This window comes from Aeromicrobium sp. Leaf350, from assembly GCF_916858655.1.
Classification (GTDB): Bacteria; Actinomycetota; Actinomycetes; order Propionibacteriales; family Nocardioidaceae; genus Aeromicrobium.
Map to the genome: position 1 here is coordinate 1,040,092 of NZ_CAKASL010000001.1, position 22,830 is coordinate 1,062,921.

Genomic DNA, 22,830 nt, shown 5'->3' on the forward strand with positions numbered 1-22,830 from the left:
CTTGTAGGCTCGCGCCCATGGCCACCAGCGTGAAGCCCTCGTCCGACTCCGCGACCGAGACGGTCGAGGAGCCCACCATCGGTCGCCTCGTCGCCGACGCCAGCCGCGACCTGTCGGCGCTCGTCCAGCACGAGATCGCCCTCGCGAAGGCCGAGATGCGCTTCAGCGTCAAGGCCGGGGTGCTCGGCTCGCTGCTGTTCCTGGTCGCCGGCTTCCTCGGCATCCTCATCATCATCATGCTGTCGTTCGCGTTCGCGTACTTCCTCACGATGACCGGGCTGCACCCCGCCTGGGCGTTCCTGATCGTCGCCGGCGCCTACCTGCTGCTGGCCGGGCTCCTGGTCGTGGTGGGGGTCAACCGCATCAAGAAGATCAAGGCTCCCGAGGCCACGATCGAGACCGCCAAGCAGATCCCGGCTGCGCTCAAGGGGCAGCGACCGGGTCGCGACCTCGCCTGACCGCTCCGGCGATCGCGATCACCAGACCGACCACCAGCACGGCTCCGGCTCCGAGGGCGGCCGTGCTGAGCAGTCCGCCGTAGGAGTCGCGCGCCACGTCGATCAACGCCTGCGCCACGCGGTCGCCGGCCCCGGTGCTCGTCGTGACGTCGCTCGCCGACACGACCCGCGCACCGACGTACGACACGCCCACCGCGAGCAGCCCCCCGGCAGCGAGCCAGGCCAGGGCCGCCCCTCGACGGTTCGCCAGCAGCACGGCGGTCAGGGCTCCGACGAACGCCACGAGCGCGGCCGCCACGCCCATCAGCGGACTCGCGCCGATGAGCTGCACGGCGCGGCGGGCCGCCGTGCTGTCGTCCTCGACGGGCAGGTTCGCGGGCACCTCGAGGTCGACACCGGCCTGCACGGCCACGGCCGAGACGAGCGGCGAGAGCTCGACCACGAACCCGCTGCCGTCCTCGCGGAACATCTGCTGGTGGGCCTCGCGCTGCGACTCGCCCCAGGCGTCCACCACGGCGGCGCTGCCGAGACCCTGGCCGACGAATCCCTCGACGGTCGCGAGCGCCTGGTCGACCAGCTGGGGCGGCACCCCGAGTCCGAGGAGTCGCTCGCGCGTCTGCCCGGCGAGCTCGTCGGAGACGGCACCGACCAGCGCGTCGCGCGTCTCGGTGTCCTCCAGCACGCCGCGGCTGAGCTCGACGTAGCCGTCCTCGTCCGCGATGTGCGTCATGACCCACCCCAGGGGCAGCAGCGCGGCGAACGCGACGACGGCGAACAGGCCCGCGAGGAACGCGAGAAAGCCCTTCATGCACAACCTCCGGTGTCGACGGAGCGCGACGCCGTGCGCCCCTGGTCGGCGGCGTCGGCGACCTGGTCGGCCGTCAGCGCGTAGCCCGTGTTGGCGTCGGTGACCGACGCGGCGAAGATGACGCCGAGCACGCGCCCCTCGGCCGAGACGAGCGGGCCACCGGAGTTGCCCGACCGCACGAGGCTGCGGATCGAGAAGGACTCGCGGACGTGCTGCCCGTCGTTGTAGATGTCGGGGCTCTTGAGCCGGATCTGCTCGCGAATGCGGGCCGCCTGGGCGTCGAAGGGTCCGTTGCCGGGGTAGCCCAGCACCGCGGCGTCCTGCCCAGCCTGGCCCGCACCGTCGAACTCCAGCGCCGGCAGGTCCAGGTCGACCGCCAGGACCGCGATGTCCAGGGTCGGGTCGAATACCACGACCTCGGCGTCGAAGGATCCCTCGGTCGTCACGACGCTCGGCCGCGAGACGCCGGCGACGACGTGGGCGTTGGTCATGACGCGGTCGTCGGCGTACACGAAGCCGGTGCCCTCGATGCCGCGGTCGCAGGAGGCCTCACCCAGGATCTTGACCACGGAGGCGGACGCCTGCTCGACCCCGGGCAGCAGGAGGGTCGCCGGGTCGGGCGGACCGACCCGGACGATGTCCTCGCTGTCGAAGGGGTCGAGGTACTGCGGGAACAGGTTGGCGTCGATGACGTCGCTGAACGCCTGCAGCACCCCGGCGGTCTGCGAGGGCATGACGTCGTCGACGGCCCCCAGGATCGTCGAGTCCCGCGCGGCGGTCGACAGGTACGGCACGGTCGTGCCGCTGACGGCGTAGCCGAGGGCCCACGAGACGACCAGCACCGAGACGACGCTCAGCACGCCGCCGCCCGCCGCGTCGGCCCAGCGACCGCCGGGAGTGCGGACGGTGCGCCTCAGGTCGGTGCCCACCACCGTGCCGATGATCTGACCACCGGCCGCGGCCGCGACCACGAGGCCGAGGGCGGTCAGCGACGCGGCCAGGCTGGGCTCGTCGGGCGAGATCACCAGCGGCACGACCAGCACGGCGAGCAGGCCGCCCGCCAGCAGCCCCAGCGTCGCCGCGAGGTTCGCCAGGAACCCCTGCACGACACCGGACACGGCGAACGCGGCCGCCACGAGCACGATGCAGAGGTCGAGGGAGTTCATGGCAGGGCCGGCAGCTCTCGCTCGTCGGAGACGTCCCACGGACGCTCCCAGCCGACGACCTCGAAGAGTCGCGAGATGATCCCGGCCGTGAAGCCCCACAGCGGGATCGTCGTGCCCACGTCGAATGCCGGGCCCCGCCAGCCGAGCGGGTGCACGACGGTGAACCGGTGGTCGGGGTCGAGCAGGAGGTCGATCGGCTGGTGCAGGACGGTGCGGACCTCCTCGGGCGAGGCAGCACCCAGCACCTCCGGCGTGCGCCAGTAGGCCAGCACGGGAGCCACGGCGAAGTTGCTCGGCGGCAGCCACAAGGTCGGCAGCACGCCGAAGACCTCCACCCCGGCCGGGTCGAGCCCGACCTCCTCCTGGGCCTCGCGCAACGCCGCCGCCACGAAGCCCTCGGTGCCGTCGCCGTCGACCGGGTCGACCCGCCCCCCGGGGAACGAGACCTGCCCGGCGTGCTGACGCAGGGTCGTGGCCCGCTCGGTCAGCAGCAGCTCGGGCCCGTCGGCGCCGTCGGAGAACAGCAGCAGCACGGCGGCCGGACGGGCGTCGTCCGGCGGGTGCGGGAAGCGCGGCGAGAGCACCTCGGGCTCGACGGATCCGGCGATCTCGGCGAGCGGTCGGAGCCACGGTGGCAGGGCGGAGGTGCTGGGGCTCACTTCCCGACCTCCAGGTGCTCGGCGATGTCCGCGACGAGCACACCGTAGTCGTCGTAGGGCGTCAGCTGGGAGCCGACGACCTCTCCGTCGACGAGGAAGGCCGTCGTCGGCAGGCCCCGGAGCGAGAGCGCCGCTCGGAGCGAGCTCGTCGGATCGGCGACCTGCGGGTAGGTCACCCCGGTCTCCTGCGCCAGGGAGATCGCGGAGCGCGGGTCCTCGTCGGCGAACAGCACCCCGACGAACGTCACCTGGCCGGCGTACTCCTGCGCGGCCCGCGCCAGCAGCGGGAGCTCCTCGCGGCACGGCTCGCACCAGTGGGCCCAGACGTTGACGACGACGGGGCCGTCGAAGGCGGCGAGGTCGACCGGGTCGCCGGTCGAGACGCAGACGAGCTCGAGCCCACCCAGCTCGGTGTCTGCGTCGGCGCCCTCGGACGGTGCGGGGCAGCCGGCGATGCCGGCCTCGTGCGCCGCAGTGGTGACGGCCGTGTCGACGGGGGCTCCGTTCGTCTCCGCGTCGCCGGCGCGGTCCGGGGCGCAGGCGCCGACGACCAGCAGCGCCGCGATCGCGGCCGCCGCGAGCCGCTTCACGCGGGGCCCTGGGTGGTCACGAGGGCCTCCGCGACCACCGGGTCCGACGGGCCGAGTCCGTGGGAGGGGCACCAGCGAGCCACCGGGCACGCCCCGCACGCCGGGGTGCGGGCATGGCACCGACGGCGGCCGTGCCAGATGAGGCGGTGGCTCAGCATCGTCCAGTCGCGCCGCGGGAAGAGCGCGCCGACGGCGTGCTCGGTGCGCACCGGGTCGGCCAGGGTGTGGGCGTCGGCCCAGCCCAGTCGCTCGACGAGCCGCAGCACGTGCGTGTCGACCGGCAGGCCCGGCACGTCGAAGGCGTTGCCCAGCACGACGTTCGCGGTCTTGCGTCCGACTCCGGGCAGGGTCACGAGGTCGGCCATCCGCGGCGGCACCTCGCCGTCGAAGCGCTCGACGAGCACCGCCGAGAGCCCGAGCAGGTGTCCCGCCTTGGCCCGGAAGAACCCGGTCGAGCGGATGACCTCCTCCAGCTCGGTCCGGTCGGCGCCGGCCATCGTCGCCGCATCGGGCCACAGCTCGAACAGCGCCGGCGTGATCGCGTTGACGCGGCGGTCGGTGGTCTGGGCCGAGAGCACGGTCGCGACGAGCAGCTCGAACGGGGTGCGGAAGTCGAGCTCGCAGCGGGCGTCGGGATACGTCTCGGCCAGGACCCGGTGGATCCGACGCGCCCGGCGCACGAGCGCGGTGCGGGAGACGTCGTGGAGGGGCGACGGGCCGTCCTCGGGCGTGGGCACGCCACGTGCAGTCTCCGGTCGCGCCACCCGCACAGCCTAGTTGGCCCGTCAATCTCCCGTTAGCGCGCCGGAGTGTGACAGAATTTGACGGTACGTGTGAAACACCACATCGAGAGAAGGCCCACGTGTCCGAGGAAGTGCTCCGCCAGGCCCCGCTCTTCGCCGGTCTCGGCGAGGATGCAGCGGCGACGCTCGAGGCGTCGATGACGGCGGTGAGCCTGCGGCGCGGCGAGGTCCTGTTCAACGAGGGCGACGACGGCGACCAGCTCTACGTCGTGGTCGACGGGAAGATCAAGCTCGGCCGCACGTCCCCCGACGGCCGCGAGAACCTTCTCGCGATCCTCGGTCCGGGACAGATGTTCGGTGAGCTGTCGTTCTTCGATCCCGGTCCGCGCTCGGCCACCGCCACGGCGGTCACCGACGTCGACATGCGCAGTCTCGGTCACGAGGCCTTGAGCCCCGTCCTCGAGGCGCACCCCGGAGTGGCCAACGCGCTGCTCCACCAGCTGGCCGGCCGGCTGCGCCGCACCAACGAGGTCGTCGGCGACCTGGTGTTCTCCGACGTCCCGGGCCGCGTGGCCAAGGCGCTCCTCGACCTCGCGAGCCGCTTCGGCCGCGGTGCCGACGACGGTGTCCACGTCAACCACGACCTCACGCAGGAAGAGCTCGCGCAGCTCGTCGGCGCGTCGCGCGAGACCGTGAACAAGGCCCTGGCCGACTTCGCCTCGCGCGGCTGGCTGCGGCTCGAGCCCCGCTCGGTCATCATCCTGGACCTCGATCGTCTGCAGCGCCGCGCGCGCTGACCATTCGGTCTGCACGGCCCTCCGCCCCACCGGGTGGAGGGCCGTTCTGCGTGGGACGCGATCCGACGGCTCGTGGACGCCGACCCCGGTGGGCGGTGGATCCGCCACCGAATCGGGCCGCACACCCGGGCGGGCGGTGGATCTACCACCGAACAGCGCTGGTATCGGTGGAGGATCCACCGCTCCTCAGCCGGAGTGGGCCTTTCGGTGGTAGATCCACCGCCCCGGACCAGCGGTCACTCGCTGCGGAGGTACTCCAGCTGCGCCTCGACCGAGCGCTCCGCGGCCGGCCAGAGCGACCGGTCGACGTCGGCGTAGACCTTCTCGACGACGTCCTGGGCCGTGACGGCCCCGGCGGCGACGGCCGCACGGACCTGCTCGAGCCGCTCGAGGCGGTGCGCCCGGTAGAAGTCGACGACGCCGTGGGCATCGGGGAGCACCGGCCCGTGCGCGGGGTAGAAGCGGCTCGCGCGACCGGACGACACGACGTCGCCGATGCGGTCGAGGGACTCCAGGTACGGCCCGAGGGCGCCGTCCGGGTGGGCGATGATCGTCGTGCCGCGACCCAGGATCGTGTCGCCGGTCAGGAGAGCGGCGTCGTCCTCGACGAGCAGGCAGATCGAGTCCTGCGTGTGCCCGGGGGTGTGCACGGCCTCGACCCGCAGGCCGTCGACCTCGACGACCTCCCCGTCGGCCAGCGGCTCAGCGTCGCGGCACCAGGCCGCGTCCCGAGCCCGCGCGGGGGCGCCCGTGCGGGCGACCATCGTGTCGATGGCATCGGTGTGGTCGCCGTGCCAGTGCGTGTAGAGCACCAGCGCGACCTCACCGGCCTCCGCGAGCACGGCGTCGAGATGGGTCGGGTCGTCCGGACCGGGGTCGACCACGATGCTGCGCGCCGCACCCGGCGCCCGCAGGACCCACGTGTTGGTGCCGTCGAGCGTCATGATGCCGGCGTTGTCGGCCCGCACGACCACGGCGCGGTCACTCACCCGCACGGGCACGTCCGTCGGTCCGGCGGTCACGTCGGGAACGGCACCACTCATGACAGGTCCTCCAGGGTGTTCTCGATGTACCAGGCGCCGTCGTCGCCCCGCACGAGGCGCGGCTCGACGGTCTCGATCACGCGCTCGTGCGCCAGCCGCACGACGTCGCGGGCCCGGAGCCCCACCAGGTCGCGGCACACGGCCACGGTCGGAGGCATCAGCGCGACGCCACCACCGGCCGCCGAGTCGAGGGCGGCCTGCGGTGCGATCCAGGCGGCGCGGTCGGCCTCGCCCGGCAACGAGCCGACCCGCTGACCCTCGGGCACCGCAGCGACGAAGAAGCGGGTGTCGAAGCGGCGAGGCTCGAACGACGGGGTGATCCAGTGCGCCCAGGCGCCGAGGAGGTCGCTGCGCAGCACCCAGCCGTGCTCGCCCAGCACGTCGGCCAGGCTCCGGCGGGCGCCGTCGAGGTCGAGGCGGGTCTGCGTGATCTCGTCGGTGTCGAGCTCCGTCGCCGTGGTGTGCTCGTCGGGCCCCGCGAGCAGGATGCCGGACTCCTCGAAGGTCTCGCGGACCGCCGCGACGACCAGCGCCCGCGCGATCTCGGGGGTGCAGCGCAGCCGCGCCGCCCACGCGTCGACCGAGGGTCCGACCCAGCCGAGCGGCTCGTCGTCGCCGGCCTGGGTGGATCCGCCGGGGAACACCGACATCCCGGCCGCGAAGGCCATCGTCGGCTGACGGCGCAGGAGGTACGTCTCGGACCCCGCCTCGGTGTCGCGCAGCAGGGCCACGGTGGCGGCATCGCGCGGCGCCACCGGATCCTGGTCGTGGACGGGCTCCCAGCCGTCGGGCAGTCGGGTCCTCATGCGTCACTCCTCACTGCCGTCGCCTCAGGAGCGGACGGCGACCTGCAGCTCGACCTCCACCGGCGCACCGAGCGGGAGCTCGGCGACACCGACGGCGCTGCGCGCGTGCTGGCCCGCATCACCGAACGCGCCGGCGAACAGCTCGCTGGCCCCGTTCGCGACGGCGGGCTGGCCGGTGAAGCCCGGCGCGCTCGCGACGAACACCCCGACCTTCACGACCTGGACGACCGACTCGAGGTCGACGACGCTCGCGACGGCGGCAATCGCGTTGAGCGCGGCGACCTGCGCCAGCGCTGCGGCCTCCTCGGGCGTGACCTCGGCGCCGACCTTGCCGGTCGCCAGGAGAACCCCGGCGTCGAAGGGCAGCTGACCGGACGTGAACACGAAGCCGCCGTGGGCGACCGCGGGCACGTAGGCCGCGACGGGCGCGGCGACGGGCGGGACCGTCAGGCCCAGCGCCGCGAGCCGGTCGACAACCGCTGACACGTCAGGCCACCGGGCGCTTGAAGTACGCCACGAGGTTCTCGGGGTTCAGCCCCGGCACGATCTGGACGAGCTCCCAGCCGTCACGGCCGAAGTTGTCGAGGATCGCCTTGGTGTTGTGCACGAGCAACGGGGCGGTCAGGTACTCCCAGTTCGTCATGAGCCGACTGTAGCGGCGCGCGGCCGCGGCCCGGACAGCAGCAACGACCAACCGTCCCCGGCCGGGGTGGGGTCAGGCGGCGTCGACGAGGGCGCGGAGGAGCTCCTCGGCCAGGGCCAGCTCACCCGCGGCGTCCAGCTCGTCGCCCGGTGAGAGGTTGACGGTGTAGAGCACGCCGTCGGACAGCGCCGCGCCCGCGGTCTGGCTGAAGCCCGAGAACTCGCCGGTCACGATGCGGGCCTGCTCGCCGATGTCGGGCGCCGACTCGTCCTCGAGCGTGAGGCCCGCGGTCAGGCCGTCGAAGTAGACCTCCGCGCCGCCACCGAGCTCCGACTCGAGCAGCGCCCCCAACGAGAACGACGTGGAGCGCGGGTCCTCCTGGCCGTACTCGCAGATGTCGAACGGGCCCTCCTCGGCCGTGAGCGTCAGGCCCGAGACCGAGCTCGCGTCCTCGGCCGGGAAGATCTCGCAGACGTTGGGCGCCTCGGACGGCGCGTCGCCGGAGTCGCCGGAGTCCGACGAGCTGCTCGAGTCGGAGCTGCCTGCGTCGGAGTCGCCCGAGTCGTCGCCGCCACAGGCCGTGAGCAGCGCGAGCGGGACGAGCACGGCCGAGACGAGACGAAGACGACGCACGATGGCTCCTGGGGGTGGGGCAGACGGTGCCGCCACGCTACGCCGGGCGAGGCGACCGGGCGACGGGGGTTTTCCCTCGTGCGTGGCCCGATCCGACGAGCGCGCGGCGGGGATCTCGCTAGGCTGCGAACGTGTCGTCCACCGCCCTCCACGTCGTCACCGGCAAGGGCGGCACGGGCAAGACCACGGTCGCCGTGGCCCTCGCCCTGGCCCTCGCCGGCCGCGGTCAGCGCGTGCTGGTGTGCGAGGTCGAGGGACGCCAGGGCATCGCACAGCTGCTCGACGTCGCACCGCTGCCGTACGAGGAGCGACGCGTCGCCTCCGGGCTCGGTGGCGGCGAGGTGTTCGCCCTCGCGATCGACGCGGAGTCCGCACTGCTGGAGTACCTCGACATGTTCTACCGGCTCGGACGGGCCGGGAAGGCGCTCGACAAGTTCGGGGTCATCGACTTCGCCACCACGATCGCGCCGGGTGTCCGCGACGTGCTGCTGACGGGCAAGGTCTACGAGATCGCCAGACGCCGCGGCGAGAAGAAGGACACCGGCCCCCAGTACGACGCGATCGTGATCGACGCGCCACCCACGGGCCGCATCACCCGCTTCCTGAACGTCAGCACCGAGGTCGCCGGGCTAGCGAAGGTGGGCCCGATCCGGCGCCAGTCCGACTCGGTCACCGCGATGATGCGCTCCGACTCGACCCGCGTGCACCTCGTCACGGTGCTCGAGGAGATGCCGGTCCAGGAGACGCTCGACGGCATCGCCGAGCTCACCGCGGCCGAGCTGCCCGTCGGCCACGTCGTCGTGAACCTGGTGCGCGACGCGCTGCTCGACGAGGCGGCCGCGTCCGCGATCGACGAAGGCAGCCTCGACGCCGAGGCGGTCGGCGCGGTGCTGTCGTCGGCCGGGCTCGACGGCAGCACGGCCACGACCCTCGTGGCGGAGGGGCGAGGCCATCTCGAGCGCCAGGCCCTGCAGGCGGCGCAGCGAGCCCTGCTGGCCGAGTCCGACGCGCGCACGGCCGAGCTCCCGCTCCTCGACGGCGTCGACCTGGGCAGCCTCCTCGACCTCGCGGGCCGCCTCCGAGAGCAGGGAGTGGCATGAGCGAGCGCCAGCGAGCGAGCATCGGAGCACTCATGCCGGTTCCGGCTATCCTCACGCTCTTCAGGCCGGTGCCGGCATGAGCCCGAGCAAGTCGCGCACGGCGCCCGCTGCGGGGCGCCCCCGTTCGCAGGGGCGCGTCGTCGCCTCCCGCGACGCCGCGGGTCACCTCGACGTCGACGCCCTGATCCACGACCGCTCCGTCCGCATCATCGTGTGCTGCGGGTCGGGCGGCGTCGGCAAGACCACGACCTCGGCGGCGCTCGCGATGCGGGCGGCCGACGCGGGCCGCGGCGTGTGCGTGCTGACGATCGACCCGGCCCGCCGCCTGGCCCAGTCGATGGGGCTGACCGAGCTCGACAACACCCCCCGCGCGGTCGCCGGCGCCGGGGCCGACGGCGGCTCGCTCGACGCCATGATGCTCGACATGAAGCGCACCTTCGACGAGGTCGTCGAGAGCCACGCGACGCCCGAGAAGGCGGCGCAGATCCTGAACAACCCGTTCTACCAGGCGCTCTCCAGCTCGTTCGCGGGCACGCAGGAGTACATGGCGATGGAGAAGCTCGGCCAGCTCCATGGGCAGGACGAGTGGGACCTCATCGTCGTCGACACCCCGCCGTCGCGCTCGGCCCTGGACTTCCTCGACGCGCCGGAGCGGCTGTCCTCGATGCTCGACGGTCGCTTCATCAAGCTCCTGCTCGCGCCGGCCAAGGGCCCGGCCCGCCTGCTGAGCGCGGGCTTCGGCCTCGTGACCGGGGCGATCAACAAGATCCTCGGCGCTCAGGTGCTGAGCGACGTGCAGACCTTCGTCGCGGCCTTCGACACCCTGTTCGGCGGCTTCCGCCAGCGCGCCGAGGCGACCTACGCGCTGCTCCAGGCGCCGGGCACCGCGTTCCTCGTCGTCGCGTCACCCGAGCCGGCCGCGATGCGTGAGGCCTCGTACTTCGTCGAGCGCCTCGCCGGCGACCGCATGCCACTGGCCGGCCTCGTGGTCAACCGCGTGCACGACGACGTCACCGACGGGATCGAGCTCGACGAGGCCCGCGCTGCTGCGCGACGCCTCCGCGGCGCCGGCGAGACCGAGACGCAGGTGGCCGAGCTGCTCGACGTGCACGTGGAGCGGCTCATCACCGCCGCACGCGAGCAGCGGGAGCGTGACGGCTTCGCCCGGGCGCACCCCGGCGTGCCTCAGGTGCCCGTGACCGCGCTGTCGACCGACGTGCACGACCTCGAGGGCCTGCGCCGCATCGGCGACCTCCTCGCCCGTACGGGGACCCCGCAGGGCTGAGTCAGCCGGTCGGCTGCAGCACGCGACGCCACTGCGTCACGTTGGGGCGACGACGCAGCAGCGCACGGCGCTCACGCTCCGTCATGCCACCCCAGACGCCCCACTCGATGCGGTTGTCCAGGGCCTCGGCCAGGCACTCCGCGGTGACGGGACATCCGCCGCACATCACCTTCGCCCGATTCTGCTCCGCGCCCTTGACGAAGAGCTCTTCGGTCTTGCCGCGACAGGCGGCATTGGCCGACCAGTTGGCGTTCCATGTCATGTCGAACCTCCCGAGAGTGGTCCCGACCCGACGGGACCAAAGGTGTCTGAGACGACCGTATGAAATAACTGAGGACCTCCGGCAGGGTCATGGTGAGGCTTTTCGCATAGTTCTTTCGGGCTAGAAGTCCCGAAAAGGACCCGCCGGAGGGGTGCGCCGTGCGACGCGACCGCCGCCCGGACCCGCTCGTGGCCGGTCGGGCCGGGTCTCGTCACGTACCCTGTGCACATGGATTGGGACCGTGCCGCGACACGTCTACGACGCCGCGTGCGTGACGAGCCCCGACCCCCGTCGGCCGGCGCTGCAGCGTTCGCCGTCGTGCGGCTCGCGGCCATCGGCGGCCTGCTCGTGGCGGCCATCGTGGCCCCGGCTGCGGCCCTGGGCACCTACACCGTCACGCGGGCGGCCGACGACGTCATGTCGCTGCCGCTGACCCTGCCCGACTCGACGAACCCGCAGACGAGCCGCGTGCTCGCCGCCGACGGCCAGCTCATCGCGTACTTCTTCGAGGAGAACCGGCAGGACGTCCCGCTCGACCAGATCGCGCCCGTCATGACCGACGCGATCCTCGCGATCGAGGACCAGCGCTTCTACGAGCACGGGGCGCTCGACTTCGAGGGCACCGTGCGCGCCCTTGTCACCAACTCCGCGACCGGCTCCACCCAGGGCGGTTCCACGATCACGCAGCAGCTCGTCAAGATGACGCTCCTGCAGCAGGCCGGCACCGACGAGGAGAAGAAGGCCGCCACGGAGGAGACGATCGCCCGCAAGGTGCGCGAGCTGCGCCTGGCGATCGACCTCGAGAAGGAGTACTCGAAGGACGAGATCCTCCAGCAGTACCTCAACATCGCCTACTTCGGCGACGGCGCGTACGGCATCTTCTCCGCGGCCTCGCACTACTTCTCGGTCACGCCCGACCAGCTCACTGCCCAGCAGGCGGCGATGCTCGCGGGCCTGGTCAAGAACCCCGTCGGCTTCGACCCGAGCATCTACCCCGAGAAGGCCCTGCAGCGCCGCAACACGGTGCTCGCGGTGATGGGCCAGCAGGGCAAGATCTCCGAGAAGGAGTCCACCGACCTGCAGGCCACCGACCTCGGGCTCAACGTCACGGAGTACCCGAACGGCTGCGTCACCTCGTCGGCGGCGTTCTCGTGCGACTACGTGACCCAGTACCTGCTGCAGGAGCCGGCGCTCGGCGACACCGTGGAGGAGCGTCGCGAGATGCTCAAGCGCGGCGGACTCACGATCAAGTCCAACATCGACCTCAACATGCAGGGGGCGCTCAACGCCGCGGTGGCCGAGCACGTCTCCCCCACCGACAGCGCGATCGGCGCGATGGCGCTGGTCGAGCCCGGCACCGGCAAGGTGCGCGGCGTCGCGCAGTCGCGTCCCATGGGTCGCGACAAGGCCGCAGGACAGTCGTACATCAATTTCGCGGTGTCCAAGCCGTACACCGAGTCCAACGGCTTCCAGGCCGGTTCGACGTTCAAGATGTTCACGCTCGCCGCGGCGCTCGACCAGGGCCTGCCCGTCTCGACGGGCTTCAACTCACCGGCGACGATGACGATCCCGCCGGGCACCTACTTCGACTGCCAGGACCGCGGCACCAACAAGTTCGAGGTCCGCAACTCCACGACCTCCGGCTACACCAACATGTACACGGGCATGCGCCTGTCGGTGAACACGTACTTCGCGCAGCTCGAGGCCAAGGTCGGGCTCTGCCCCACCGTCACGATGGCCCGCGAGTTCGGCATCGTCGTTCCCGAGAACCAGGAAGTGCCGTCGTTCACGCTGGGCGTCACCGACACCAGCGTGCTCGACATGGCCGCCGCGTACGCCACGGCCGCCTCGGGTGGTCTGTACTGCAAGCCGCAGCCCGTGACCGAGATCGTCGGCTCCGACGGCCAGCCGATCAAGACCTACGAGCCGGAGTGCACCCGGGTGCTCACCGAGGAGGTCGCGGCGCAGATCAACGACATCACGCGTGGCCTCCAGGAGCCCGGCGGGTTCGGCTACTCGCGTGGCACGGGCCTCTCGGTGCCCTCGGCCGCGAAGACCGGCACGACGACCTCGGCCAAGGCCGTCTGGTACGTCGGCTACACGCCGGAGCTCGCCGCTGCGGCGATGATCGCAGGCGCCGACGCCGACGGCGTGCCGATCGCCCTGCGCGGCGGCAACGCGGCCGGCAGCTCGGTCGCGGGTCCGATGTGGGCCGACGCGATGCACGTCATCGACGACTTCCTGAGCCCGGTCGAGTTCGCCCGACCGCCGCAGGGTCGCCCGTCGAACCCGACGCCGCCCGCGCCTCCGGCCACGCCGGCGGCACCTCCGGCCGACCCGGCCGCGCCGCCCGCTCCCTGAGTCAGGCGCCGAGCTGGCGCTTGACCTCGGCGGCCACGGCTCCGCCGTCGGCGCGACCCTTGACCTGGGGCTGCACGAGCCCCATGACCTTGCCCATGGACTTCAGACCCTCGCCGGCGGCGCCGGTCTGCTCGATGGCCGCCGTCACGATCGCGGCGACCTCCTCGTCGCTGAGCGCGCTCGGCAGGTAGGTCGCCAGGATCTCGGCCTCGTCGCGCTCCTTCTGGGCGAGCTCGGGCCGGCCGCCGTCGTCGAAGGCCGTGGCGGACTCGCGGCGCTTCTTGGCCTCCTTGACGACGATGTCGAGGACTTCCTCGTCGCTCAGCTCGCGCGCCTCCTTGCCGGCGACCTCGGCGGTGCTGACCGCGGCCAGCACGAGGCGGATCGTCGACGCCGTGAGGGCCTCGCGGGCCTTGAGAGCGGTCGTGAGGTCGGAGCGCAGGCGTTCCTTGAGAGCGGACATGCCGCCATTGTCGCGCACGGGTCGTGACCGGGGCCGCCGCGCAACCGTGTGCAAGGGTGGACGCATGCGCGCCCGTGACGCCCTCGCCTGGTCGACCGCCCTCGGCGTCGGTGCCGTGGCGTGGGGCGCCGTCGTCGAGGTGCGCGCCTTCACCCTCCGCCGCGTGACCGTGCCGGTGCTGGCTCCCGGCTCTCGGCCCCTGCGGATCCTGCACCTGTCGGACGCCCACATGACGCCGTCCCAGGGCCGCAAGCAGGCGTGGCTGCGCGGGCTGGCCGCGCTGGAGCCTGACCTGGTGGTCAACACGGGCGACAACCTGTCGCACCTCGACGCGTTGCCGTCCGTGCTCGACGCGTACGGTCCGCTGCTCGACGTGCCGGGGGTGTTCGTCTTCGGCTCCAACGACTACTTCTCCCCCCAGCCCAAGAACCCGTTCCGGTACCTGGTGGGCGGCTCCGGCGTCGCGGCCGGCGGCTCTTGGGAGCGCGCGAAGGACCTGCCGTTCGAGGAGATGCGCGCGGCGTTCACCGACCGCGGGTGGAAGGACCTGTCGAACCGCGAGGACGAGGTGATCGTAGACGGCCGCCGCCTGTCGTTCGCCGGCGTCGACGACCCGCACCTGGAGTACGACGTGCTGGCCGACGTGCCCGCGGACCCGACGGCCGACCTCGCGATCGGCGTCGCCCATGCGCCGTACCTGCGGGTGCTGGACCACTGGAACCGGCTCGGCTACCCGCTGATCCTCGCCGGGCACACGCACGGCGGGCAGCTCTGCGTGCCGTTCTACGGCGCGCTCACGACGAACTGCGACCTCGACACCCGGCGTGTGAAGGGCCTGCACCAGCACCAGGTGGACGGGCTCGATCCCTCGTGGATGCACGTCTCCGCGGGGCTCGGGACGTCCCGCTACGCGCAGGTCAGGTTCGCGTGCCGCCCCGAGGCGACACTGCTGACCCTGACTGGGTAGACTCTCCTAGGTCGCTCACGCGAGTGGCGGCCGGGGTGTGGCGCAGCTTGGTAGCGCGCGTCGTTCGGGACGACGAGGCCGCAGGTTCAAATCCTGTCACCCCGACGCTGGACAAAGGGCTCGCCGACGAAGTCGGTGGGCCCTTTGTGCTGCGTGGGGTGGCCTTGCCCTAGCGCTTGGCGAGCTCGGCCGCGAAGATCGCGGAGGCCTTCTTGAGGACCTCGATCTCGTCACGGGCCGACGCGAGCTCGGCCTCGAGCTCGGCGATGCGTGCCAGCAGCTGCTCCTTGGGCGCCTGGCGCAGGCGCGCCCCGTCGCCGGAGGTGAACATGCCGTCGTCGAGCCGCTTGACCCAGATGCGCAGGGACTGCTCGCCGACCTCGAGCTCCTCGGCGACCTCGCGCAGGATCGACCGGTTGCCGGGCTCGGCCTGGCGACGATCGATGACACGGCGCACCGCAGCGTCACGCAGCTCGTCGCTGTACTTCTTCTCGAAGGCCATGCCCGTCCTCGTCCGATCCTCGTCCCGCCTCAGCGTAGCGACTCGCCCCGCCCCTCTCAGTCGCGACGCAGCACGACCTCGTCGATGGGGAGCCGCTCGCGGGGTGCGGTGTCGCGCGGGGCGAACTCGGGCTCGAGCTCGTCGGCCGGCGTCGCGCGTCCCACGGCGACCGTCACGAACGGCTCGAAGCGAGGGTCGACCGCGAGCGCACGGGCTGCGACCGCGGGGTCGAACCCGCCCATCTGGCGCACCGAGAGGCCCAGCTGCTGCGCCTGGATCGACAGGTGCGCGACCGCCTGACCGAGGTCGTACTCGGAGAACCGCTGACGCGCGCCGTCGGCTCCCACCCGCTCGACGAGGCCCAGCACCAGCAGCGAGGCGCGCGGCGCCCAGACCTGGTTGCGCTCGTTGATCGCCGACGCGATGCCTGCGTGCACCGCGGTGCCGCGTCGACCGACGAGGAACCGCCGGGGCTGCCGGTTCTGGGCCGACGGCGCCCAGCGGGCGGCCTCCAGGAGGGCCGTGACCTCGTCGTCGCCGATCTCGTGGTCGGCGTCGTAGGAGCGGGGGCTCCAGCGCTCGGCGAGCAGGTCGTGGATGGGTGCGGACGTCGCGGCGCGGCGGGTCGTCGCCACGGGTGAGGTCGTCATGGGTCCACGCTGCCAAACTCCGCAGCCGCCGTGGGTGCGTCCCGCCCCTCGGACGGCGTGCGTGGGTCAGGCGGCGGGCTGGGTGGCAGCCGGGTCCGGCATCGTCGGGTCCGGCACTGCAGGGTCGGGCACCACCGGGTCGGGCACCACGGGCGCCGGGGGTGGGGGTGCCCCGCCGAGGCTGAACGTGGTGTCGCCGGGCTCTCCGCCGAGGGTGCCGAGCTTGAGCGTGTATGAGCCGGCGCCCACGAAGGCCTCCGCGTCCGAGCAGGACCCGCCGGACACCCGGCCGTTCCAGGTCACCGTCGTGACGGTGGCCCACTCCGGGCTCAGCCGCACGGGGCTCGCCAGGATCGAGGTGGTGCAGGCGGTGGAGTCGTAGACCGGGTTGTCGCCGTCGTCGATCACCACGACCAGCTCCGAGGCCGACGCCTCCAGCACGCAGGGCTTCGCGGCGCTGGAGGAGATGGTCAGGGCGATCTGCACGGGTCCGCCCGCGGTCTGGTCCGCGGGGACGCTCGGGGTGACGCGCACGGTCGACGGCTCGCAGGCGGCGTCACCCGTGGCGAGGCTGGCCGGAACAGTGCCCTCGGGCATCTCCACGGCCTCGGTCTCGGTGGGCGTGGGGGTCGGCGCGGTGGCGCCCTCGTCCGCCGCGTCGTCGCCGCCCAGCACGGTGCGCACGAGCAGCCAGAGGATCAGGGCGATGCCGAGCACGCCCGCCAGCAGCACGATGCGTCGACGCCGGTACACCTCGGGCGGCAGCGGACGACTCACCCGGCCACGGTAGCCGCCACCTGCGGCGTGACAGGATCGACCCGCCATGACCCCGCCGCCCGAATCAGCCCTGGTGCAGCCGATCGACGCCGCGAGCCTGCACGAGCGGATCGCCACGTGGTTCGAGGCGAACGCCCGGTCGCTGCCCTGGCGCGACGACCCCCGTCCGTGGCCTGTCATGGTCTCGGAGCTGATGCTCCAGCAGACGCCGGTCGTGCGCGTGCTGCCGGTCTTCGACGCCTGGATGGAGCGGTGGCCGACGCCGGCCGACCTGGCGGCAGAGCCGGTCGGCGAGGCGGTGCGCGCATGGGGTCGGCTCGGGTACCCCCGGCGCGCCCAGCGGCTCCACGCCGCGGCCGTGGCGATCACCGAGCATCACGGCGGCGAGGTGCCCGGCACCTACGAGGAGCTCATCGCCCTGCCCGGCGTGGGCGACTACACCGCGGCGGCGATCGCCTCCTTCGCGTTCGACCGCCGGCACGTCGTGCTCGACACGAACGTGCGGCGGGTGCTCGTGCGCGTGCTCGAGGGGCGTCAGTACCCGCACACCTCGGTGACGAAGGCCGAGCGCGAGATCGCGACGGCGGTGCTCCCGGAGACCGGTGCCGCTCGGTGGGCCGCAGCGACGATGGAGCTCGGCGCGGTCGTGTGCACGGCCCGCTCACCGCGCTGCGCCGAGTGCCCGGTCGCGGACCTGTGCCGCTGGCACCTCGCCGGGCACCCGGAGCACGACGGCCCCGCCCGCAAGGGCCAGGCCTGGGCCGGCACGGACCGCCAGTGCCGCGGCCGACTCCTCGCGGTGCTGCGCGAGTCGGCCGATCCGGTGCCGAAGGCCGACCTCGACCTGGCCTGGGACGACGTCGCCCAGCGCGAGCGCTGCCTCGACTCCCTCCTCGACGACGGCCTCGTGACCCCCCACCCCGACGGCACCTTCACCCTCTGACCCGCCGCTCACCCAGATTTGCGCTCAGATGCGCGAAAAGCTCGCCCCCAAATTGCACATCTCGGCGCAAATCTGGGTCGGGGGACGACGAGGCCCCCGCACCCTGAGCGGGTGCGGGGGCCTCGGTCGAGCGGTACGTCAGTTGTCGGACGTGCCGGCCTCGACGGCCAGGGGCTCGTCGCCCTCGGTCAGCTCGAGATCGGCCTTGGAGGTGCCGGCGAACGTGAAGGTGGCCGACGGGCCCTCGCCCTCGACGTCCACGAACACGATCTGACCCGGACGCAGCTCGCCGAACAGCATCTTCTCGGCCATCGTGTCCTCGATCTCGCGCTGGACCGTGCGCCGCAGCGGACGCGCGCCCAGCACCGGGTCGAAGCCTCGGCGGGCCAGGAGATCCTTGGCCGCCTCGGTGAGCTCGATGCCCATGTCCTTGTCGGCCAGACGCTTCTCGAGCGACGCGATCATCATGTCGACCATCGAGATGATCTGGTCCTGCGTCAGCGGCGGGAACACGACGATCTCGTCGACGCGGTTCAGGAACTCGGGCCGGAAGTGCTGCTTGAGCTCCTCGGAGACCTTCGACTTCATCTTGTCGTACGAGCCCTGGACGTCGTCGACCTGGCTGAAGCCCAGGTTGACGCCCTTCGCGATGTCGCGCGTGCCGAGGTTGGTCGTCATGATGATGACCGTGTTCTTGAAGTCGACAAGTCGACCCTGGCTGTCGGTCAGACGGCCTTCCTCGAGGATCTGCAGCAGCGAGTTGAAGATGTCCGGGTGGGCCTTCTCGACCTCGTCGAACAGCACCACGCTGAACGGCTTGCGACGCACCTTCTCGGTGAGCTGGCCACCCTCCTCGTACCCGACGTAGCCGGGAGGCGCACCGAACAGGCGCGCGACCGTGTGCTTCTCGGAGTACTCGCTCATGTCGAGCTGGATGAGGGCGTCGTCGTCGCCGAACAGGAAGTTCGCCAGCGTCTTGGACAGCCACGTCTTGCCGACGCCCGAGGGGCCCGCGAAGATGAACGATCCGCCGGGACGGCGGGGGTCCTTCAGGCCGGCACGCGTGCGTCGGATGGCGCGGGACAGGGCCTTGATGGCCTCGTCCTGACCGATGACGCGCTTGTGCAGCTCGTCCTCCATGTTGAGCAGTCGCGTGGACTCCTCCTCGGAGAGCTTGACGATCGGGATGCCCGTGGCCAGGGCGAGGACCTCGGCGACGAGCTCCTCGTCGACGACCGCGACGGCGTCCATGTCGCCGGCCTTCCACTGCTTCTCGCGCTCGGACTTGGCCGCGATGAGCTTCTTCTCCTCGTCCCGCAGCGAGGCGGCGGCCTCGAAGTCCTGCGAGTCGATGGCGCCCTCCTTGCGGCGGCGGACGTCGGCGATCTGCTCGTCGAAGTCCTTCAGGACCGGCGGCGCCGTCATGCGACGGATGCGCAGGCGCGAGCCCGCCTCGTCGATGAGGTCGATCGCCTTGTCCGGCAGGAACCGGTCGGTGACGTAGCGGTCGGACAGGTTGGCCGCCGCCACGAGCGCCTCGTCGGTGATCGTGACGCGGTGGTGCGCCTCGTACCGGTCGCGCAGGCCCTTAAGCATCTCGATCGTGTGCGCGACCGAGGGCTCCGGCACCTGGATGGGCTGGAACCGGCGCTCGAGCGCGGCGTCCTTCTCGAAGTGCTTGCGGAACTCGTCGAGCGTCGTGGCGCCGATGGTCTGCAGCTCGCCGCGGGCCAGCATCGGCTTGAGGATGCTGGCGGCGTCGATCGCGCCCTCGGCGGCACCCGCACCCACCAGGGTGTGGATCTCGTCGATGAACAGGATGATGTCGCCGCGGGTGCGGATCTCCTTGAGGACCTTCTTCAGGCGCTCCTCGAAGTCACCGCGGTAGCGCGAGCCGGCCACGAGCGCGCCGAGGTCGAGCGTGTAGATCTGCTTGTCCTTGAGCGTCTCGGGGACGTCGCCACGGACGATGTCCTGGGCGAGACCCTCGACGACCGTCGTCTTGCCGACGCCGGGCTCGCCGATCAGCACCGGGTTGTTCTTGGTGCGTCGCGACAGGACCTGCATGACGCGCTCGATCTGGGTCTCGCGTCCGATGACCGGGTCGAGCTTGCCCTCGCGCGCGGCCTGCGTGAGGTTGCGGCCGAACTGGTCGAGGACGGTCGAGCCCTGCGGAGCGGACTCGGCGGGGGCGCCGGCGGCCTCGGCCTCCTTGCCCTGGAAGCCCTGGACGAGCTGGATGACCTGCTGGCGCACGCGGTTGAGGTCGGCGCCCAGCTTCACGAGGACCTGGGCGGCGACGCCCTCGCCCTCGCGGATCAGGCCAAGCAGGATGTGCTCGGTGCCGATGTAGTTGTGGCCCAGCTGCAGCGCCTCGCGCAGGGACAGCTCGAGGACCTTCTTGGCGCGCGGCGTGAAGGGGATGTGACCGCTGGGGGCCTGCTGGCCCTGGCCGATGATGTCCTCGACCTGGGCGCGCACGGCCTCGAGCGAGATGTCGAGGCTCTCGAGGGCCTTGGCGGCGACGCCTTCGCCCTCGTGGATGAGGCCCAGGAGGATGTGCTCGGTGCCGATGTAGTTGTGGCTGAGCATGCGCGCTTCTTCCTGCGCGAGCACGACCACACGACGGGCCCGATCGGTGAATCTTTCGAACATGGCGTCCCTCCCGGTTTTGGGCTGTCCGTCCAGTCTACGGGCGGTCAGGTCGTGTGCAGACTTCTGTCCGCACACGTGACACAACGGCAACACGGGGGGTCATGTTCCTCGCGTTCGCTCTCGGCGTACACGGGGGTGCGTCCCACCCGCCTGGCCGACCCCGGACGCACCACCGGGCGATCCGGCTCAGGCGTCGAGGTCGGCCTCGACGAGGTCGGCGATCGCGGTGAGCGCGGCCTCGTCGTCGGACTCCACCGTCACGCTGTCACCCTTGGCGGCGCCGAGGGTCATGATGAGCAGCGCCGAGCCGGCGTCGACCGGCTCGCCGCCGTCCGTCGCGAGGGTCACCGGGGCCGAGAGGCCGGCCGCGGCGGCGGCGATCGTGGCGGCCGGGCGGGCGTGCAGGCCGACGGCGGATCCGACGGTCACGGTCTTGCTGGGCATGGTGTCTCCTTCAGACAGGACGGTCAGGCGTTGACGGCGGTCGCGGGCGGGACGGTCTCGTGCTCGTACTCGAACGCCGCATCGGTGCGGTCGCGCCCCAGCTGCTTGAGCAGCGTGACCGAGGCCGCGCTGACGAGCGTACCGACGACGATCGCGACGAAGAACCAGATGACCTGGTCGATCGCGAAGAAGACGAACACGCCGCCGTGCGGGGCTGCCGACTCGACACCGGCGGCCATCGAGATCGCCCCGGCCGTGGCCGATCCGAGCATCATCGAGGGGATCACGCGCAGCGGGTCGGCCGCGGCGAACGGGATCGCACCCTCGGAGATGAACGCGGCACCCAGCAGCCAGGCCGACTTGCCGTTCTCGCGCTCGGCCGGCGTGTAGAGCCGCGGACGGATCGCGGTCGACAGCGCCATGGCCAGCGGCGGCACCATGCCGGCGATCATGACGGCGGCCATGATCTTGACCTCCGTGCCGCCGTTGGCGATCGCGTCCGCCGTCAGGCCGGTCGTCGCGAACACGTAGGCGGCCTTGTTGATCGGCCCGCCCAGGTCGACGGCCATCATCAGACCGAGGATGACGCCGAGCAGCACGATGGAGCCGCCGGAGAGACCGTTGAGCCAGTTCTCCAGGCCCTGCGAGGCGTCGGCGATCGGCTTGCCGATGAGCAGGAGCATCACGAGCCCGACGAGGAAGATCGTCACGAGCGGGATGATCACGACCGGCATCAGCCCGGCCAGCCAGCGCGGCACCTCGCGCTTCGCGAGCCAGCTCGCGACCAGGCCGGCGAGCAGACCGCCGACGATGCCGCCGAGGAACCCGGCTCCGATGCTGGAGGCGAGCGCCCCCATCACGAAGCCCGGCGCGATGCCGGGGCGGTCGGCGATCGCGTAGGCGATGTAGCCGGCCAGGGCCGGGACGAGGAACCCGAACGCCAGGCCACCCAGCACGTTGAGCAGGGAGCCCAGGTAGGTCAGCAACGCGCTGCCGAACAGGGCGTTCTCGCCGGCCGGGGGCAGGTTCGTCAGCGAGAACTCGTCGAAGACGGCTCGGGCCGGGTCGCCGTTGTACTCGTAGCCCGCCAGCAGGAAGCCGAGCGCGATCAGCAGGCCGCCACCGGCGACGAACGGGATCATGTAGCTCACGCCGGTCAGCAGCCACTGGCGCAGCTTCAGGCCGATGCTGCCGCCCTCGGCCTCCTCGGCGGAGGTGTCGACCGTGCCGCCGACGCGACGCGCCTTCGGGTCCGTCGAGGCCCTGCGGGCCTCGGCGAGCATGACCGACGGCTCGTTGATCGCGCGCTTGACCCCGCTGACGACCACGGGCTTGCCGGCGAAGCGGCCCTCGTTCTTGACGCCCACGTCGGTCGCGAAGATCACGGCGTCGGCGGCGGCGATGGTCTCGGCCGACAGCGGGGTGCTGCCCGACGAGCCCTGGGTCTCGACCTGCAGGGCGATGCCCTCGGCCGACGCGGCCTGCTTGAGCGCGTCGGCCGCCATGTAGGTGTGCGCGATGCCGGTCGGGCACGCGGTCACGGCGACGACCTTGAGGCCGTCGGCGGTGGGGGTCGCAGCAGCCGGGGTGGGGTCCGCCGTCGCGCCGGCTCCCTCCGCAGGCGCGACGACGGAGTCGACGAGCGAGACGACCTCGGCGGGTGTCTTCGCTGAGCGCAGGGCGTCGGTGAAGTCCTGGCGGACCAGCGCCCGGGCGAGCGACGAGAGCAGCTTGAGGTGCTCGGTGCCCGCACCGTCCGGCGCCGCGATCATGAAGACCAGGTCGGCCGGGCCGTCCGGGGCGCCGAAGTCGGCCTTCCGCGCGAGGCGCGCGAACGCCAGCGTCGGCTCGGTCACCGCGGCGGAGCGGCAGTGCGGGATCGCGAGGCCACCGGGCAGGCCCGTGGCGGACTGGGCCTCACGGGCGAGCGCGTCGGTCGCGAGCTGGTCGGCGTCCGTCGCACGGCCCGCGGCCGCGACGGTCGCCGCGAGGCGGGCGATGACGTCGGCGGCCTGCGCGCCGAGGTCGGCGTCGAGGCTGACCAGGTCAGCGGTGATGAGAGATGACATGACGGT

The 22,830-nt window shown here is 72.1% G+C and carries 25 protein-coding genes and 1 tRNA gene; 8 read left to right on the forward strand and 18 right to left on the reverse strand.

All coding sequences use genetic code 11. From position 1 onward, the window contains the following. Positions 1-17 precede the first annotated feature (17 nt). A complete protein-coding gene (locus LO931_RS05300) occupies positions 18-458 on the forward strand; it encodes a phage holin family protein (RefSeq protein ID WP_229052240.1) in 441 nt (146 codons plus the stop codon). Here LO931_RS05300 and LO931_RS05305 read toward each other — a convergent pair. The 5 genes from LO931_RS05305 to nth are packed head-to-tail and all read right to left on the reverse strand — an operon-like array spanning position 424 to position 4,418. Then, positions 424-1,266 (reverse strand): hypothetical protein, encoded by an 843-nt coding sequence (locus LO931_RS05305; protein WP_229052241.1) that lies wholly within the window; start codon positions 1,264-1,266, stop codon positions 424-426. The two genes, LO931_RS05300 and LO931_RS05305, sit on opposite strands and share 35 nt — an antisense overlap. Beyond that, complete coding sequence (locus tag LO931_RS05310) at positions 1,263-2,432, reverse strand: MarP family serine protease (RefSeq protein ID WP_229052242.1); 1,170 nt, start codon at positions 2,430-2,432, stop codon at positions 1,263-1,265. Before LO931_RS05310 ends, LO931_RS05305 begins: the two co-directional genes overlap by 4 nt. Beyond that, on the reverse strand, positions 2,429-3,091 hold the full coding sequence (locus LO931_RS05315; protein ID WP_229052243.1) for a CoA pyrophosphatase: 663 nt from the start codon (positions 3,089-3,091) through the stop codon (positions 2,429-2,431). The genes LO931_RS05310 and LO931_RS05315 overlap by 4 nt, the downstream gene beginning before the upstream one ends. Further along, a complete protein-coding gene (locus tag LO931_RS05320; RefSeq protein WP_229052244.1) occupies positions 3,088-3,681 on the reverse strand; it encodes a TlpA disulfide reductase family protein in 594 nt (197 codons plus the stop codon). The genes LO931_RS05315 and LO931_RS05320 overlap by 4 nt, the downstream gene beginning before the upstream one ends. Then, complete coding sequence (gene nth, locus LO931_RS05325) at positions 3,678-4,418, reverse strand: endonuclease III (protein ID WP_370636095.1); 741 nt, start codon at positions 4,416-4,418, stop codon at positions 3,678-3,680. The genes LO931_RS05320 and nth overlap by 4 nt, the downstream gene beginning before the upstream one ends. Positions 4,419-4,543: 125 nt before the next feature. On the opposite strand from nth, the gene LO931_RS05330 reads away from it, so the two are divergent. Beyond that, a complete protein-coding gene (locus LO931_RS05330; protein WP_229052245.1) occupies positions 4,544-5,221 on the forward strand; it encodes a Crp/Fnr family transcriptional regulator in 678 nt (225 codons plus the stop codon). Positions 5,222-5,457: 236 nt separating this feature from the next. Here LO931_RS05330 and LO931_RS05335 read toward each other — a convergent pair whose 3' ends face one another. From LO931_RS05335 to LO931_RS05355, 5 genes are all read right to left on the reverse strand, one after another. After that, entirely contained in the window at positions 5,458-6,264 is an 807-nt protein-coding gene (locus LO931_RS05335) for an MBL fold metallo-hydrolase (protein WP_229052246.1), read from the reverse strand. After that, the gene (locus tag LO931_RS05340; protein ID WP_229052247.1) at positions 6,261-7,070 is read right to left on the reverse strand and encodes an NUDIX hydrolase; all 810 of its coding nucleotides are present in this window, start codon (positions 7,068-7,070) and stop codon (positions 6,261-6,263) included. Before LO931_RS05340 ends, LO931_RS05335 begins: the two co-directional genes overlap by 4 nt. A 24-nt stretch (positions 7,071-7,094) precedes the next feature. Further along, positions 7,095-7,556 carry a RidA family protein gene (locus LO931_RS05345; protein ID WP_229052248.1) on the reverse strand — a complete coding sequence of 154 codons (462 nt, stop codon included), beginning with the start codon at positions 7,554-7,556 and terminating at the stop codon, positions 7,095-7,097. Position 7,557: 1 nt separating this feature from the next. Beyond that, positions 7,558-7,713, reverse strand: a complete 156-nt coding sequence (locus tag LO931_RS05350; RefSeq protein WP_229052249.1) for a DUF4177 domain-containing protein — start codon at positions 7,711-7,713, stop codon at positions 7,558-7,560. 72 nt (positions 7,714-7,785) lie between these two features. Beyond that, on the reverse strand, positions 7,786-8,346 hold the full coding sequence (locus LO931_RS05355; RefSeq protein ID WP_229052250.1) for a hypothetical protein: 561 nt from the start codon (positions 8,344-8,346) through the stop codon (positions 7,786-7,788). A gap of 131 nt (positions 8,347-8,477) precedes the next feature. On the opposite strand from LO931_RS05355, the gene LO931_RS05360 reads away from it, so the two are divergent. Together LO931_RS05360 and LO931_RS05365 are read left to right on the forward strand one after the other, a co-directional pair. Then, positions 8,478-9,446, forward strand: a complete 969-nt coding sequence (locus tag LO931_RS05360) for an ArsA-related P-loop ATPase (RefSeq protein ID WP_229052251.1) — start codon at positions 8,478-8,480, stop codon at positions 9,444-9,446. Positions 9,447-9,522: 76 nt separating this feature from the next. After that, positions 9,523-10,731: an ArsA-related P-loop ATPase gene (locus LO931_RS05365; RefSeq protein ID WP_229052252.1), complete on the forward strand. Its 1,209-nt coding sequence runs from the start codon at positions 9,523-9,525 to the stop codon at positions 10,729-10,731. Between the two features lies 1 nt (position 10,732). Here the strand turns inward: LO931_RS05365 and LO931_RS05370 are convergent, their stop codons facing one another. After that, positions 10,733-10,993, reverse strand: a complete 261-nt coding sequence (locus tag LO931_RS05370) for a WhiB family transcriptional regulator (protein WP_229052253.1) — start codon at positions 10,991-10,993, stop codon at positions 10,733-10,735. Between the two features lie 228 nt (positions 10,994-11,221). Here LO931_RS05370 and LO931_RS05375 point away from each other — a divergent pair, with 228 nt between their 5' ends. Next, positions 11,222-13,354, forward strand: a complete 2,133-nt coding sequence (locus LO931_RS05375; protein WP_229052254.1) for a transglycosylase domain-containing protein — start codon at positions 11,222-11,224, stop codon at positions 13,352-13,354. A 1-nt stretch (position 13,355) separates the two neighbouring features. Here the strand turns inward: LO931_RS05375 and LO931_RS05380 are convergent, their stop codons facing one another. Then, positions 13,356-13,817 (reverse strand): GatB/YqeY domain-containing protein, encoded by a 462-nt coding sequence (locus LO931_RS05380; protein ID WP_229052255.1) that lies wholly within the window; start codon positions 13,815-13,817, stop codon positions 13,356-13,358. A gap of 64 nt (positions 13,818-13,881) precedes the next feature. Here LO931_RS05380 and LO931_RS05385 point away from each other — a divergent pair, with 64 nt between their 5' ends. Next, positions 13,882-14,784 carry a metallophosphoesterase gene (locus tag LO931_RS05385; protein ID WP_229052256.1) on the forward strand — a complete coding sequence of 301 codons (903 nt, stop codon included), beginning with the start codon at positions 13,882-13,884 and terminating at the stop codon, positions 14,782-14,784. 31 nt (positions 14,785-14,815) lie between these two features. After that, a tRNA-Pro gene (locus tag LO931_RS05390) sits at positions 14,816-14,889 on the forward strand. 64 nt (positions 14,890-14,953) lie between these two features. Here the strand turns inward: LO931_RS05390 and LO931_RS05395 are convergent. From LO931_RS05395 to LO931_RS05405, 3 genes are all read right to left on the reverse strand, one after another. Further along, on the reverse strand, positions 14,954-15,286 hold the full coding sequence (locus tag LO931_RS05395; protein ID WP_229052257.1) for a transposase: 333 nt from the start codon (positions 15,284-15,286) through the stop codon (positions 14,954-14,956). Between the two features lie 56 nt (positions 15,287-15,342). Next, positions 15,343-15,936 (reverse strand): nitroreductase family protein, encoded by a 594-nt coding sequence (locus LO931_RS05400; RefSeq protein ID WP_229052258.1) that lies wholly within the window; start codon positions 15,934-15,936, stop codon positions 15,343-15,345. Positions 15,937-16,002: 66 nt separating this feature from the next. After that, positions 16,003-16,713, reverse strand: a complete 711-nt coding sequence (locus tag LO931_RS05405; RefSeq protein WP_229052259.1) for a hypothetical protein — start codon at positions 16,711-16,713, stop codon at positions 16,003-16,005. Positions 16,714-16,759: 46 nt separating this feature from the next. Between LO931_RS05405 and LO931_RS05410 the strand changes: the two genes are divergently transcribed. Then, positions 16,760-17,656 carry an A/G-specific adenine glycosylase gene (locus LO931_RS05410; RefSeq protein WP_229052260.1) on the forward strand — a complete coding sequence of 299 codons (897 nt, stop codon included), beginning with the start codon at positions 16,760-16,762 and terminating at the stop codon, positions 17,654-17,656. 138 nt (positions 17,657-17,794) lie between these two features. On the opposite strand, the gene LO931_RS05415 is transcribed toward LO931_RS05410, so the two are convergent. From LO931_RS05415 to LO931_RS05425, 3 genes are all read right to left on the reverse strand, one after another. Beyond that, the gene (locus LO931_RS05415) at positions 17,795-20,311 is read right to left on the reverse strand and encodes an ATP-dependent Clp protease ATP-binding subunit (protein ID WP_229052261.1); all 2,517 of its coding nucleotides are present in this window, start codon (positions 20,309-20,311) and stop codon (positions 17,795-17,797) included. A gap of 186 nt (positions 20,312-20,497) precedes the next feature. Next, the gene (locus LO931_RS05420) at positions 20,498-20,755 is read right to left on the reverse strand and encodes an HPr family phosphocarrier protein (RefSeq protein ID WP_229052262.1); all 258 of its coding nucleotides are present in this window, start codon (positions 20,753-20,755) and stop codon (positions 20,498-20,500) included. Positions 20,756-20,778: 23 nt separating this feature from the next. Beyond that, positions 20,779-22,824, reverse strand: a complete 2,046-nt coding sequence (locus LO931_RS05425; RefSeq protein ID WP_229052263.1) for a fructose-specific PTS transporter subunit EIIC — start codon at positions 22,822-22,824, stop codon at positions 20,779-20,781. Positions 22,825-22,830: the final 6 nt, after the last annotated feature.